At 42.6% G+C, this 14,440-nt stretch carries 17 protein-coding genes; 10 read left to right on the plus strand and 7 right to left on the minus strand.

The annotated features are described in order from the left end of the window. Positions 1-57: 57 nt before the first annotated feature. Together BM283_RS19595 and BM283_RS14955 are read left to right on the plus strand one after the other, a co-directional pair. A complete protein-coding gene (locus tag BM283_RS19595) occupies positions 58-561 on the plus strand; it encodes an ISAzo13-like element transposase-related protein (protein ID WP_254776394.1) in 504 nt (167 codons plus the stop codon). Beyond that, complete coding sequence (locus tag BM283_RS14955; protein WP_175492170.1) at positions 443-763, plus strand: ISAzo13-like element transposase-related protein; 321 nt, start codon at positions 443-445, stop codon at positions 761-763. Before BM283_RS19595 ends, BM283_RS14955 begins: the two co-directional genes overlap by 119 nt. Before the next feature lie 245 nt (positions 764-1,008). Here the strand turns inward: BM283_RS14955 and BM283_RS14960 are convergent, their stop codons facing one another. The 5 genes from BM283_RS14960 to hemE form a co-directional block, all read right to left on the minus strand. Continuing rightward, a complete protein-coding gene (locus BM283_RS14960; protein WP_090694507.1) occupies positions 1,009-1,338 on the minus strand; it encodes a PG0541 family transporter-associated protein in 330 nt (109 codons plus the stop codon). Between the two features lie 92 nt (positions 1,339-1,430). After that, positions 1,431-2,456, minus strand: a complete 1,026-nt coding sequence (locus BM283_RS14965) for a sodium-dependent bicarbonate transport family permease (RefSeq protein ID WP_090694509.1) — start codon at positions 2,454-2,456, stop codon at positions 1,431-1,433. Positions 2,457-3,446: 990 nt separating this feature from the next. After that, the gene (locus BM283_RS14970; RefSeq protein ID WP_090694511.1) at positions 3,447-4,733 is read right to left on the minus strand and encodes a sensor histidine kinase; all 1,287 of its coding nucleotides are present in this window, start codon (positions 4,731-4,733) and stop codon (positions 3,447-3,449) included. Further along, complete coding sequence (locus tag BM283_RS14975) at positions 4,720-5,403, minus strand: response regulator transcription factor (RefSeq protein WP_090694513.1); 684 nt, start codon at positions 5,401-5,403, stop codon at positions 4,720-4,722. The genes BM283_RS14970 and BM283_RS14975 overlap by 14 nt, the downstream gene beginning before the upstream one ends. Before the next feature lie 36 nt (positions 5,404-5,439). Next, positions 5,440-6,507, minus strand: coding sequence for a uroporphyrinogen decarboxylase (hemE, locus tag BM283_RS14980; protein WP_090694516.1), 1,068 nt, complete (start codon positions 6,505-6,507; stop codon positions 5,440-5,442). A 370-nt stretch (positions 6,508-6,877) separates the two neighbouring features. On the opposite strand from hemE, the gene rpsF reads away from it, so the two are divergent. The 5 genes from rpsF (at position 6,878) to dnaB (ending at position 9,915) form a co-directional block, all read left to right on the plus strand. Further along, the gene (gene rpsF, locus BM283_RS14985; protein ID WP_090694519.1) at positions 6,878-7,306 is read left to right on the plus strand and encodes a 30S ribosomal protein S6; all 429 of its coding nucleotides are present in this window, start codon (positions 6,878-6,880) and stop codon (positions 7,304-7,306) included. A 14-nt stretch (positions 7,307-7,320) separates the two neighbouring features. Continuing rightward, positions 7,321-7,617, plus strand: coding sequence for a primosomal replication protein N (gene priB, locus BM283_RS14990; RefSeq protein ID WP_090694520.1), 297 nt, complete (start codon positions 7,321-7,323; stop codon positions 7,615-7,617). Between the two features lie 83 nt (positions 7,618-7,700). After that, a complete protein-coding gene (gene rpsR / locus BM283_RS14995; RefSeq protein WP_254776395.1) occupies positions 7,701-7,931 on the plus strand; it encodes a 30S ribosomal protein S18 in 231 nt (76 codons plus the stop codon). 18 nt (positions 7,932-7,949) lie between these two features. Then, positions 7,950-8,405 (plus strand): 50S ribosomal protein L9, encoded by a 456-nt coding sequence (gene rplI / locus BM283_RS15000; protein ID WP_090694525.1) that lies wholly within the window; start codon positions 7,950-7,952, stop codon positions 8,403-8,405. 109 nt (positions 8,406-8,514) lie between these two features. Beyond that, positions 8,515-9,915 carry a replicative DNA helicase gene (dnaB, locus tag BM283_RS15005; RefSeq protein ID WP_090694527.1) on the plus strand — a complete coding sequence of 467 codons (1,401 nt, stop codon included), beginning with the start codon at positions 8,515-8,517 and terminating at the stop codon, positions 9,913-9,915. 48 nt (positions 9,916-9,963) lie between these two features. Here dnaB and BM283_RS15010 read toward each other — a convergent pair whose 3' ends face one another. Together BM283_RS15010 and BM283_RS15015 are read right to left on the minus strand one after the other, a co-directional pair. Further along, positions 9,964-11,475 (minus strand): YifB family Mg chelatase-like AAA ATPase, encoded by a 1,512-nt coding sequence (locus tag BM283_RS15010; RefSeq protein WP_090694529.1) that lies wholly within the window; start codon positions 11,473-11,475, stop codon positions 9,964-9,966. A gap of 110 nt (positions 11,476-11,585) precedes the next feature. Then, on the minus strand, positions 11,586-11,921 hold the full coding sequence (locus tag BM283_RS15015) for an accessory factor UbiK family protein (RefSeq protein ID WP_090694531.1): 336 nt from the start codon (positions 11,919-11,921) through the stop codon (positions 11,586-11,588). A 180-nt stretch (positions 11,922-12,101) separates the two neighbouring features. Between BM283_RS15015 and BM283_RS15020 the strand changes: the two genes are divergently transcribed. The 3 genes from BM283_RS15020 to BM283_RS15030 form a co-directional block, all read left to right on the plus strand. Continuing rightward, a complete protein-coding gene (locus BM283_RS15020; protein ID WP_090694533.1) occupies positions 12,102-13,112 on the plus strand; it encodes an aminoglycoside phosphotransferase family protein in 1,011 nt (336 codons plus the stop codon). A gap of 4 nt (positions 13,113-13,116) precedes the next feature. Further along, positions 13,117-13,842, plus strand: coding sequence for an N-acetylmuramate alpha-1-phosphate uridylyltransferase MurU (gene murU, locus BM283_RS15025; protein ID WP_254776393.1), 726 nt, complete (start codon positions 13,117-13,119; stop codon positions 13,840-13,842). Positions 13,843-14,137: 295 nt separating this feature from the next. Then, the coding region (locus BM283_RS15030) for a DUF4277 domain-containing protein (RefSeq protein WP_139225295.1) at positions 14,138-14,440 on the plus strand (303 nt) is incomplete at its 3' end.

Consider the following 14,440-nt stretch of genomic DNA (forward strand, 5'->3'; position numbering starts at 1 on the left):
GGTGGTCAAGGCCAAACTCCCAAAAAACTCCCGGAAACGGATGCCATCTTTGTCAATATCGCGGACAAGGACGGAAAGCCCATAGCGGACCCAGCATATTTGGAAGGTGGGCAGGTCATGCGCCTGAGCATCGACTGCAAGGCCACGGTGAAGATCGGGGAATACTCACGGGGTGGGAAAACCCGCGCTGACACCCAAGCCATCGATCACGATATGGGCTGCCAGGAAAAGCAGGTTTCGTTTGGGATCGTGGAAAAGGATAGTGGGCAGTTGCCTCTGACGTTTGAAAGCTCCTTCAAGACCAGTGACTTCATCGTGGATGGTTTGGAGGGCGGGTGGCAGGCCATTCCCAGGGAAAAGCAGGCCGTGATGACGCACATCCAACTCAAAGTGGACAATGGTCCGGAAAGCAACGGGGATGCGCACCCGGTTCCTCAAGCGCATGGTAGAGTTCGCCGATGCGACTGGCAAAATCATCCAACTGCTGTACTATCCACCATACCACAGCAAGTACAGTCCCATCGAACGAGGTTGGGAAATTTGGGAACAGCATTGGAGTGAAGCCCAACTGATGGATACCGCAACCATGCTGGCATGGGCGAAAAGCATGACCTGGAAAGGTAGCCACCCGATGGTAAAATTGAGCCGCAGGCTCTACCAGAAAGGCGTTTCTCTATCCAGGAAAGCTATGCGGGGGATCAAAGCCAGATTGGAGCGCAACCCGCTTTTGCCCAAATGGGACATTCTGATTCGGCCAGCCTGATGGGGATGTTTACTTTCGGAAATCGCCTAAATAATCTGAACAATAGAGTAGATTTATAAGGTTTATATTTAATTTCATTTCTAAATCAAAGCTGACTCTGTCGGCTTCACCTTGCCGTATTATTGATACCGCCTGCGGCTCGCCTTAGCACCATTTTTAGTTTAGAAATGAAATAAAAAGAAGAAAGCGTCGTATCTACTGTTCATTTTGATCGCGGCGCTTTCTTTTAATATCTTTTATCTTATCTAATATGAAATTTTTGGTCCTTTGACCCAATCACAATCAGAAATTAAAAAAATCCCACCTATTTCTTTCATTCTCGCAGATATACTGTTTACTAACTTCTCGGCTTGATCTTCCGTACAGGCAATAATTACGAGGAAATTTTTCTCCGGAAGAGACATATCATTCGGTCGCCGATTTCCACGAGTTCCAAAACCTCCGGCCTGCCATATGTATGTGTAGCCTCGAATATTAATAGCCCTGCAGATCTCCTGGAATTCTTCAAAATCATCTTCGTCAATAACAATTTCCACTCTTTTTAATGGTACTAGCACCTCTTTATCTAAAACCATAATCCTCTCCTCTCATTTATAAATGAACAGCCTTCTGGAATTAATACTTAGATAAGTATATATTGTCATCTTTATATTGCTTATTAAGTCGATTAATAATTATAAGCCAGCCATTGAGCAGCGCCATAATAGATAGGTATGCCAACTAGCACATTAAATGGAAAGGTTAATCCAAGAGACAAGGTTAGATAAAAAGAAGGATTAGCTTCAGGGACTGCCAAACGCATAGCAGGTGGAACTGCGATATAAGAACAACTAGCAGCCAGAACTGTTACTAAAGTAACACCTCCGATTGAATATTGAAGCCAGAAATGCCCTATTAAAATCCCTGCAGTTGCACCAATAATTGGCATAATAACACCAAATATTACCAAGAATATTCCAACATCTTTAAATTCGGATATTCGTTTACCTGCTTCCATACCCATATCAAGTAGGAACAAGCACAAAGCACCCATAAAGATTTTATCAAAGAATGGCTCAATTTTAGTCATATTGGTTTCATTGATTATCGACCCGATTGCCATGGATCCGAAAAGCAACAAAATACTACCATTAGTAAAGGACTCTATAACCAAATGCTTGAGCATTCCTTTTTGATGGCCATCCCCTCCCTCGGCAGCTACAGCTGGGCCTCCAATACTACTTTGTTGAGCGGCAAGTACACGCCTTGAATAGCCAGCTAATATTAAGCCAATAATAATAGCGGGTGACTCCATGATAGCTAACATAATCACGGGATAAGCTTCATAATCCACACTAATCCCATTTAAAAATGCTACAGCTGTCATATAAGTACCAGCACTTACCGAACCATAATGCGCTGCAATTGCCGCAGAATTCATTGGATCAATTTTTCCAATAAACCTCATAATAATGTAAGCAACAATGGGCAATCCAAAACCTAGTAGTAATGCCGCAATAACGGCCGGAATGGCAGAACTCATCGAAGCCTCGCTCAACGCCTTACCACCATGTAAACCAATTCCTACTAACAAATAAATTACAATCATTTTGTGCATATCAGGTGGAAACTTCAAATCCGATTTGATAATGCACGCAAACATTCCGAGCGCAAAAAACAGTACTGCTGGGACTAAAATGCTGGATATTGACATAATAAGCACCTACCTTTCATATGGTCATTATTAAATCTCAGAGATCATTTCGTAAAATTGAAATTCTCTTCAGTCAAATAAAATCAAATTCTTTCTGCAAGTAATACCTCTTTACTAATTCTTCATTCCATCCAAAGCTGTTAATCTGAGACTTTAAATTCATCTTACCCATTTATTTCTCCCCCATCTCAATATATAATATTGATCTACCTTTTTTCTTCACAATCAAAAGATGATGACCGCAAATTGAAGGTTGTCAAAAAATAAAATCCTCTCTTAATTAACGCTTCATAAATATGGACCGAACAGTTGGCCTGAGGATTATGCAAAGACTAAACTCAGCTCATGCTCATACCATGAGTCGAAAAATCTATTGCTGGATACAAATTAACATAAAGAGCGTGAAGATTCTGTGAATCTAAACGTGATTAAAATTGCTTAGGTCAATAAACTATGTAGAAATATTCCAAAAGCGGTAATGACGAGTATCCGTTGATATACGCTGGAGAGGGTAAGCATCCTTGATGTTGACTCCTGTCGAGAAACTAACGGCCTGATGAGTGGTTTCTCTTGTATTATCACGTGATGGAACAACAGGCCGATGATCAGATTATATAATTCATGATCATAAAAGCAATAAAAACGCTTTCCCACCCTCAACGCCTGTAGTTGTTTCGACAAGGGGCTTTCATTTGCCTATGAACCAGCTGCTTTCACATCAACCCGAGTATCACTTTCTCATTCCCCGGAATAAATACGATAGGATATTACAGTCTCATGTTATATGGACCAAGTTCTGATATCTCTCATTCTATTCTTCTAGGTCTTGATCAAGCAAAGAGAATCTGGGTATCGCCTCACACGGCCAAACCTTTAATAATCCTCCGATATACCGAAGAATTATCTTATTTAAAATAGTGTGATTCTTAAATTTCTAATGAAGCAGCTTTTTCAGCGGCAGCCTGCTGACCTAAACCATTACTAAGAAAATCAAGGGAAAGTGATATGGAAAGTTGCACCATGCCCTGGTGAACTCTCTACATCAATCTTCCAGCCATAATAATCACAAATCCGCTTTACAATGACTAGTCCGATTCCTAATCCTTGCGTTTTTTTAGATCCTCGGAAAAAACGTTCATAGAGAAAGGGCATAAAAGCTGGTTCAATTCCAATGCCTGAATCAGCGATTGATAAACGTTTATTACTATAACTTACACGAATAAACCCTTGCTCAGTATACTGAACAGCGTTGCGCAGTATATTAACAAGCGATGTGTACAACGCCTGTCTGTTTAAGGTCAATACTTCACCCGATCTGATCACCACATCCAGTAAAATTTTTTTCTGATATATTTCTTCACAAAATGGTTCAACTGCATCAAAAACGCACTCGGCAATGGCCACAGGCTCCATCGTTCCCAAGGCTTGCTCACGCGCTAGAAACAACAATGCTTGCACTTGCTCCCCCATTCGGGTGGATACTGCCTCGATATTTTTTATTCGAGCATAAGTTTTGCCGGATAAATTTTGTTCAGCGAGCAATAATTCACAACTGATCAGAATGGTAGTAATAGGAGTACGGAGTTCATGGCTAATGTTGGCAGTAAATTCCTGCTCACGCTGCAACATTCGCATGATGCGATATTGATAATCTTCTAAGGTACGGGCAAGCTGAGCCACCTCCTCATCTTGACCAGGCTGACTCAGTGATACGCAGTGTAAATTATTTGTTACCAAGCTTTGTCCATTCTGATTAGCTGGTAACAAACGCTTTACGCGCTCTGCCAGATCTGTCACTTGCTTCACAAGCAAATACCCTATAAAAAAAGCAATCACCACCACGCCGACGAGCGATAAAATAACGAGCAATCTAAATTCGCGCTGGCGCTGCTCATGAAATCCAATTTTGTAAGCAACGAGAAATTTTGTGTCATCAACATATTTCACCAGAACGCGCGTTTCTTCATCATGATAAAAAATCTTATGTAATCCACGGTCAAGATTCTGTAGGTGGCGCGGTAATTGCGATTCTTCTTTATTGTTACGTATCACATAACTTTTAAGACTGGATCCTACCTGTGGCGTAAAATTTGTAAGCTGACGAAAATGAAAAACGATATGATTCATTTCAGCCTCTATAATCTGTTTGATATGCGCTTCTTCAATGTCATCAGCAGCAAAATAGAGACTTATAGCGAGTGTACCCACAATGATGGTACTAAAAATTGAGAGGGCAAGCGTCACTCGCAGACGAATGCCATATTTAATTTTGAACACTTGAAGTTAGACAGTAACCAAGACCATGAACAGTTTCAATCGGATCATATCCACCAGCTTTCAATAAAGCTCGTCTCAATACATGCATATGGCTTCGCAATGTATCACTCGTTTCCAGCTCTTCTTCCCAAGCCTCAAGCTCTAGTTCTTTACGACTAAATACTCGCCCAGGCTCACTCATTAGTAATGCAAGCAATCGAATACATTTTGGTGGAAGCTTAACATCATTATTTGCAAAACGAACCGATAAGGTCTTTGGATCAAAACTAAGATCACCTACCTCCAGTTTTCGTGCAGCGACTTTCCCTTTGTACCGTTTATGCATAGCGATTAGACGCGCTTCTACTTCTTTTAGTGCAAAGGGTTTTATGATGTAATCATCAGCGCCACTTTCAAAACCTATCAACTTATCATCCAGCGTATCACGCGCAGTCAACATTAATACTGGAATATCAATCTGACAATCTTGGCGAAGTTTTCGACACAACGTCAAGCCATCCAGATAAGGCAGCTTGAGATCAAGAAGAATCGCATCAAAAGGTTGCGTACTGGCCAGACGAAATCCAGTCGCGCCATCAAGCGCAGCATCGACACTATGCCCGCGTGCTTCAAAAAAGTCATAAAGATTCGAAGCTATTGCCTTATCATCTTCAATAATGAGTATACGCATAAAAAGAAAAAAGTGGATCGCGTTAAAAATACTTAGCTAATCTATATGGTACTTACGACTGAGTGTATGAACAGCTTCCACAAGAGCCAATGCATTCTCAGGAAGAGTAAATTGAGAAATGCCATGGCCAAGATTAAAGACATGTCCCGCACCATGACCATAACTTGCCAAAACTTTTTCGACCTCAGCAGTAATTGTATTGGATGAAGCAAATAATACTGCAGGATCAAGATTACCTTGCAGTGCAACCTGATCATTAACGCGACGCCGCGCCTCGCCCATATCTATTGTCCAATCAAGACCAATAGCATCACATTTACTATTGACCATATGCTCCAACCATAATCCTCCGCCTTTGGTAAAAATAATGTTGGGAATGCGCGAACCTTCGTGCTCACGCTTTATCCCCGCAATGATTTGAGTCATATAATGCAAAGAAAATTCCAGATAAGCAGAATGTGACAATGCTCCACCCCACGTATCAAAAATCATGACAGCCTGTGCGCCTGCTTCAATTTGTGCATTGAGATAGGCTGTAACAGCCTGAGCATTTACATCAAGAATATGATGTAACAAGTCAGGGCGTTGATATAGCATCGTCTTGATTTGGCGAAAATCAGTGCCGCCACATCCCTCTACCATATAACATGCAAGTGTAAAGGGACTACCAGAAAATCCAATGAGCGGAACCTGACCATTTAATGCTCTGCGAATTTGTGATACAGCATCGATGACATAACGCAAGTGCACGTCGGGATCAGGCACGATGAGGGAACGTATTTCCCATTCTTCACGCAAGGGACGTACAAATCGTGGCCCCTCCCCTTCGGCAAAATATAATCCTAATCCCATTGCATCAGGAATAGTAAGAATATCAGAAAATAAAATAGCGGCATCTAGTGAAAAACGCGCTAATGGCTGCAAGGTCACTTCTGTCGCAAAATTAGGATTTTTGCATAACGACAGAAAATCGCCTGCACGTGCACGGGTTTGATTATATTCAGGCAAATAACGCCCAGCTTGTCTCATGAGCCATACAGGCGTGTATTCAGTAGGCTGGCGTAGCAATGCTCGAATTAAAGTATCATTTTTTAATTTTGTCATTGAATGATTTATCTAATTCTTATCGATAATAATGGTTAACAGGAAAAATCTAATTTTTTGTTAGAAATATTTTAATTTCAAAATTAGCTGCATATGTTACCAGTGATTGACTTTGGGTTTGTAGATTTCATATGAGGAATCCTGGAGAAATCATTAAGCAAACTCAATTTCCTCGTTTTTTTCTGTCTAGGCGAGAACCAAGAAAAAACTGCCTATACTTAACTTCACTGTGAGATATAAAGATTTTGATGTTTGTGGATTCATTCAGTAAAATATGTGGCGCTGTAGCGTTATGTTATGGCAGCACTTTTTAAACCTTGCTTCACCGTAGACACGCAAATTAGCGGGAAGCTTTACCTATAAGGATATTATGAGACATTACGAAATTGTTTTTATTGTCCACCCAGATCAAAGCGAACAAGTACCTGCGATGATTGAACGCTATCGCGGGATAGTGACCGCCAAAGATGGAAAGATCCATCGTGTAGAAGATTGGGGGCGACGTCAACTTGCTTATCTTATTCAGAAAGTACACAAAGCGCATTATGTCCTAATGAATATTGAATGTAACCAAGAAACACTGGATGAACTTGAGCATGCTTTCAAGTTCAATGATGCTGTGCTTCGACATCTTACAATCAGAATGGACGAAGCTGTCACCACCCCATCTATTATGATGCAAGAAGATAAAGATAAATCATCGATGGCTAGTGAGGATACAGAGGATAATCCAGCGATCGTACCAAGCACTGAAACCGAGGTAGAGGGTATCTCTGAGAAAGCCGGTGCTGAGGCTTAAAAACAGGTAATTTATTGAATTATAACCAGACTGTTATTTGCGGGAAAATTATAAGAATTGATCCATTGCGTTATACCCCGGTCGGTAAGGCAGTTATAGAATTCGAGGTAAGCCATGCTTCAAGGCAGATTGAGGCAGGTATTGAGCGTTTGGTAATTTGCAAAATTTTTGCCGTAGCATTAGCTGATATGGCTAAAGCAATTTCCGGTCTGGAAGTTGGTAGCTCCGTTAAGCTAACCGGATTCCTTGCAAAAAGGAACAAAATCAGCTCTCAGTTAGCATTACATGTAGCGCATATCGATATCTTATAAACATTCAAACATTCAGAAAAAATAGGAAAATCACGATGAGATTTACAAGAGGTAGAGATAGTAATTTGAAGAATAAAGAAAAAATGGCGAATCGCCCTTTATTTAAACGCAAAAAGTTTTGTCGCTTTACAGTAGAAGGCATCAAAACCATTGACTATAAAAACATCAACATATTAAAAGACTTTATCAGCGAGAATGGCAAAATCATCCCTGCTCGTATTACTGGAACCAAATCATATTATCAGCGCCAGTTAAATACAGCGATAGAACGGGCACGTTTTCTCGCCCTGCTGCCCTACACTGATCGGCATTAAGAACTGAGGAGACATATTATGCAAGTAATACTGATGGAGAAAATTGCAAGCCTCGGACAATTGGGTGACATCGTCAATGTTAAAAGAGGGTATGCGCGCAATTACCTGATACCGCAAGGTAAGGCTAAATGGGCTACTGAAAGCGCGATTGCTGATTTTAAAGCCAGACGCGCTGAGTTAGAGAAAAAACAGGCAGAAGCTATGGCAAATGCTCAGGCATTGGCAGCAAAACTGGATGGTTTGCTTGTGCAAATAACCCAAAAAAGTGGAGTGGATGGTAAATTATTTGGCTCAGTTACCAATGCAAATATCACCGAGGCACTTAAAGAACAAGGTTTCTCAATTGATAAATCGATGATTCGTATGCCAGAAGGTCAAATCAAGCAAGTGGGTGATTATCCCATCATTATCGCGTTACATAGTGATGTATCGGCTAATATTACCGTATCAGTCTTAGGTGAAACAACCACTTAAGCATTTTTGACTATTTTATGAAAAAGGACTGGCAACAGTCCTTTTTTTATTTCAAACATTCAATGATAAAATTTGCTTCTTTAGTGTTTGCAGATTCCGTCAGATTCCTATGGTTCAATTACCCTCTAGCACTAGCACTGCTTATAATGAATTATTAGATATTTACAAGACCCCACCTCATTCTGTTGAAGCAGAACAGTCAGTACTAGGTGGCTTAATGCTGGATAATCATGCATGGGATAAAATTGCAGACATTATCACCCATACTGATTTTTATCGGCAGGATCATCAGCTCATCTATCATCATATCTGCAATCTTATAGAGCAAAATAAGCCTGCTGATGTGATTACTGTCGCGGAATCACTCGAAAATTCAGCTGAATTACAGAATGTTGGCGGACTCACTTACATTGGCTCAATAGTACAGAATACCCCAACGGCCGCTAATATTCGCCGCTACGCTGAAATAGTAAGAGAACGCGCTATCATGCGTAGGCTTGCTCAGATCAGTACACAAATTGCTGACTCAGCCTATAATCCGGCAGGACGCTCTGCATCAGATCTATTAGATGAAGCAGAAAGCAAGATATTTGAAATTGCTGAATTTGGCGCACGGGGTAAGCAGGGATTTATCGATATCCAGCCTCTCTTAAAGCAGGTGGTCGAGCGCATTGAAATGCTATACAGCCGCGACAATCCGAGTGATGTCACGGGGATTGCATCCGGCTTTCATGATTTAGACCAGAAAACTTCAGGCTTTCAACCCGGAGACCTGATTATTGTCGCAGGCAGACCTTCGATGGGTAAAACAGCCTTTTCTCTTAATATTGCAGAGCATGTGGCATTAGGGCTCAATAAGCCAGCCGCTGTATTTAGTATGGAAATGGGCGGAGCACAGCTTGCGATGCGTATGCTGGGCTCAATAGGCAGGCTTGATCAGCACAAGGTTCGTACTGGAAGATTGGAAGATGAAGATTGGCCAAAGCTTACTCATGCACTGGGCAAACTGAATGATGCGCCTATCTTTATTGATGAAAGTGCTGCATTGAATGCGCTGGAGCTTAGAGCGCGGGCACGACGACTTTATCGTCAGCATGGAGAACTAGGATTGATCGTTGTCGATTACCTGCAGCTCATGTCTTCACATACCCACAGTGAAAACCGCGCTACCGAAATTTCTGAAATTTCACGGTCGCTTAAAGCCTTGGCAAAAGAGTTACAAGTACCCGTCATCGCATTATCACAGCTTAATCGCAGTCTGGAACAGCGGCCTAATCCGCACAAACGCCCAGTAATGTCTGATTTGCGTGAATCTGGCGCCATCGAACAGGATGCGGATGTCATCTTATTTATTTATCGCGACGAAGTATATAATCCTGATACCCCGGACAAAGGAATTGCTGAAATCATTATCGGAAAACAGCGCAATGGCCCCATTGGCAAAATCAACCTAACCTTTCTGGGTGAATATACACGCTTTGAGAATTGTGCCCGGCCTGAGTATTATTAATCAAATAGGCAATTGCATTGCACTCTTCAGCAAGGAGAATGTCTTTTGTTAATTCCGATCGAGTCGCCGATATTGTATGGCTTCTGCAATATGTCCACTGTTAATCTGCTCACTCCTTGCTAAATCTGCGATAGTTCGCGCCAGTTTCAAGATACGATAATATGCCCGTGCAGAAATATTTAAGCGGGAAAATGCATGCTCCAGCAACTGTTTACCCTGCTCATCCAACTGGCAATGGTGATCTATTTCATGTACCCTCAAACCAGCATTGGTCCCATTCTGTCGCACGAGTTGATATTGGCGGGCGGCTTCGACTCGTGCTCTTATTATCTGACTTGACTCACCTGTTTCTTGCTGCAGCAAATCCTTTTTCGGTACAGTGGGCACCTCTATCTGCATATCGATACGATCAAGCAAAGGGCCAGAAATTTTTCCACGATAGCGCGCTATCTGATCAGGTGTGCAGCGGCATTTCCCTCCATAATGACCTAAATAACCACAAGGGCATGGATTCATTGCAGCAATTAGCTGAAACCGTGCCGGAAAATTTGCTTGCCGTGTTGCCCGAGAAATAGTAATTTGGCCCGACTCGAGTGGCTCACGCAGCACCTCCAAGACTCTACGATCAAATTCTGGCAGCTCATCGAGAAATAACACCCCGTGCATTGCCAGGGAAATTTCTCCTGGGCGAGGAATACTGCCACCCCCTACCATGGCTACCGCAGAGGCAGTGTGATGAGGCGAGCGGAAAGGACGATGTTTCCAACTTGCAATATCGAAGTAACCGTTGGCAAGCGACTGCATGGCAGCAGACTCAAGCGCTTCTTGCTCTGTCATAGTAGGAAGAATACCCGGAAGACGTTCAGCCAGCATCGACTTGCCTGTGCCTGGCGGCCCAATCATCAATAGACTATGACCCCCAGCTGCCGCAATCTCCAAGGCACGCTTAGCATGCACCTGACCTTTTACTTCAGTTAGATCGGGATGATAATTTGAATTAGCCTGACTGATAGTTGTTTCAGCAGGTATTGTGTGCGGCTGCAATAATTCATGTCCGGTTAGATGCGCACAGATCTGAAGTAATGATGTCGCCGGATAAACGCATGCTTCTCTAACCAGGGAAGCTTCTGCAGCATTATGTTGCGGCAGGACAAAATTACGTCCTGATCGTGACGCACCATAGGTCATAGCTAAAGCCCCATGGATAGGGCGCAATTCCCCACTTAAAGAAAGCTCACCGACCCATTCATACTGATCGAGTTTATTAGCAGGTATTTGACCAGTTGCCGCAAGAATACCCAGTGCAATAGGCAAATCAAATCGGCCACTTTCTTTGGGTAAATCTGCTGGTGCAAGATTAACCGTGATCCGCTGCGCCGGGAATTTGAACCGCCCATTTTGCAGCGCAGCACGTACCCTGTCTTTACTTTCCTTTACTTCCGTTTCAGGTAATCCAACAATCGTGAAGCTGGGTAAACCATTAGATAAATGGATTTCTACCGTAACCAGTGGTGCTTCGATACCTGATAGTGCGCGACTATAAAGGATAGCCAGTGACATGAAGAATAAGAAATGCGATAAATACTGCCTGTTATCAGAGGATTAACAAATACCTGGCAAGACAGTTAAGCAACTAGAAATCTATCCAGTAAAAATGTTTAGGTTAATTGTTAACCTTCATAATTCACATCGCCTGCGGTGGTTGCTGACGTAGTTGGCTTAAGCTGATTCTCATAATTTACCTCGCTTGTAGTGGTTGCTGACGTAGTTGCCTTAAACTGATTCTCCAAGACAGCAACTTTTTCTTCTAGCTCAGTCAATTTTGCGCGTGTCCGCTTAAGCACTTCTTGTTGCACATCAAACTCTTCACGCGTTACGACATCTAAACGAGAAAGCATACTCGTCAACATGGCGCGCATATTCCTTTCAATATCCTTGGCCGGACTTTGAGCTATAATTTCACTAATCTTGGAACCGATTTCGTCCAGAACATTTTTATTAACCATTTTCTCTCCATTTATACTGGCTGATTACTGAATATCCATTATATAAGCTTGGTTTACAGCATTTACACTATAAAATCGCATACTTCAAACAAATAGGCAACCCGAAAAAGAGTATTCAACATTGTCACAACATTAAATCGTGCCCGATGATCGCTCTCTTCTTCATTACCATATTGATTCATGACTCTTGATCGTTTACAGCTCCTGGAAAATTGGATAAAAACAGAATTTCCTGGTAAATCTTTTGAACTCACCACAGCTTCTGCTGATGCAAGCTTCCGCCGTTATTTTCGTATCATAATAGATCAGCAGTCTATTATTGCCATGGATGCGCCACCACAACTGGAAAGCTGCGCCCCATTTCTGCATGCAGCTGAAGTATTTGCTACCGCTAACATCCACGTACCGACCATATTAGCCCAGAACCTGACACAAGGTTTTTTGTTACTTTCAGACCTGGGACATACGACTTACCTGCAGACACTGGAAACCCATCCGGATGCTGCAGATAGGCTTTATGGCGATGCAACCGATGCACTCATTAAAATTCAACTGATCAGTCAGGCAAATACATTTCCTGAATACGATGCAACGCTACTCAGAAAAGAATTAGACTTATTTCCAGAGTGGTACATTGCCAGACATTTACAAGTAATACTCAATCAAAAGCAAATCGATGACCTAGCGGCTATTTTTTCACGCATTATTGAAAATAATCTTGCCCAACCTAAAGTATTTGTTCACCGGGATTATCACTCCCGCAACTTGATGATGACTACACCCAACCCTGGCATTCTTGATTTCCAGGATGCAGTGTATGGTCCAATTACGTATGACCTTGTTTCGTTGTTTAAAGATGCCTATATCCATTGGAAGGAAGAACACATATTAGACTGGGTCATTCGTTACTGGGAAAAAGCACGTAAAGCCGGACTTCCTATTCCAACGGATTTTGCTGATTTTTACCGAGACTTTGAATGGATGGGTGTCCAACGTCATCTTAAAGTATTGGGAATTTTTGCGCGACTGTTTCATCGAGATCATAAAGAAGCCTATCTCAAAGATATGCCATTGGCCATGACCTATTTACGCAAGGCATGTGAACGCTACCGAGAGCTTCATCCATTGCTTACTCTATTGGATCAGCTTGAAGGCATACAACCTGATACAAAAATGGGTTATACCTTCTAATCAAATGCCAGGTCATTCCTTTAAAGCCATGATTCTTGCAGCAGGGCGAGGTGAGCGCATGCGCCCCCTCACCGATACATTGCCCAAACCGTTGCTTCGGGCCGGAAAACACATGTTGATCGAATATCATCTGCAGAATCTGGCACAGGCTGGCTTTAGGGATATCGTCATTAATCATGCTTATTTAGGTCACATGATTGAGGCCGCCTTAGGTGATGGCCAGCGCTATGGCCTCCATATTACCTACTCCAAAGAAACGACTATACTAGAAACAGCTGGTGGCATCGCCAATGCGCTACCGCTACTAACCCGTTGCTCAGCAAACCAGCCCTTCCTGGTCGTCAACGCCGATATCTTTTGCCAGATAGATTACGCTATCTTATTACCGGCATTACAACGATTACAAATAAATTCTGATGGTGAGCTTGCCCATTTGGTCCTGGTCGATAACCCACCTCATCATCCTGATGGCGATTTTTTTCTGGAGCAAGGACGCCTCACTGCAAGGGGGCTTCACAAACTCACTTTTAGCGGCATCGGTGTTTATCATCCCGACTTCTTTAATCAGGTTGCGCCTGGAACTGCTACCAAACTTTCGCTTTTATTAGGTCAGGCGATCCCTTTAAATAAGGTGGGAGGGGAATATTACCCAGGAATATGGATGGATATCGGCACACCAGAACGGCTGCAATGGCTTACTGCACACATTAAAGATATTAAATGGCGGTAAGTTATACCTTTGGCCAGTCAGCATATTGTGATACCCAAAACTGTACAGATCTTTATTAATTCCATTTCCAACTCAATACTGACTTTGTCGGCTTCACCTGGCCTTATGATTGATAGGGTCTGCGGCTCGCCTGCGCGTCATGTTTGATGAAAAATAGAATAGGACCTAACTATAACCTACATTCCGCAGCAAACTTTGACCCAAGCAGAATTATTCCAGTATTGTTGCCAATTGGCATGTTCATTTTCTTTTTGTCAGGAGAGTTAATCTGGTAATCGATATCAAAACCGACACCATGGCCACGCCCCAGCAAGATGCCTATTACAGCCGAGTCATTCATCATCTCGGTCTGGTTTCGGGGATGATTGATGAATTGGGGTTGGTCGAACGGATTGATGCGCTGATACCGAAAAAAGAGCAGCAGATCGTATCCTATGGTCAGGCGGTTAAAGCCATGATTTTAAATGGCCTGGGCTTTACCCAGCGGGTGTTGTATCTGACGTCGCATTTTTTCCGGGACAAACCGGTTGAACACCTGATTGGCGAGGGCATCACCGCGGCCCGATTGAATGATGATCTGCCAGGCCGAACGTTGGAT

Source organism: Nitrosomonas sp. Nm34 (assembly GCF_900113925.1).
Lineage (GTDB): Bacteria > Pseudomonadota > Gammaproteobacteria > Burkholderiales > Nitrosomonadaceae > Nitrosomonas.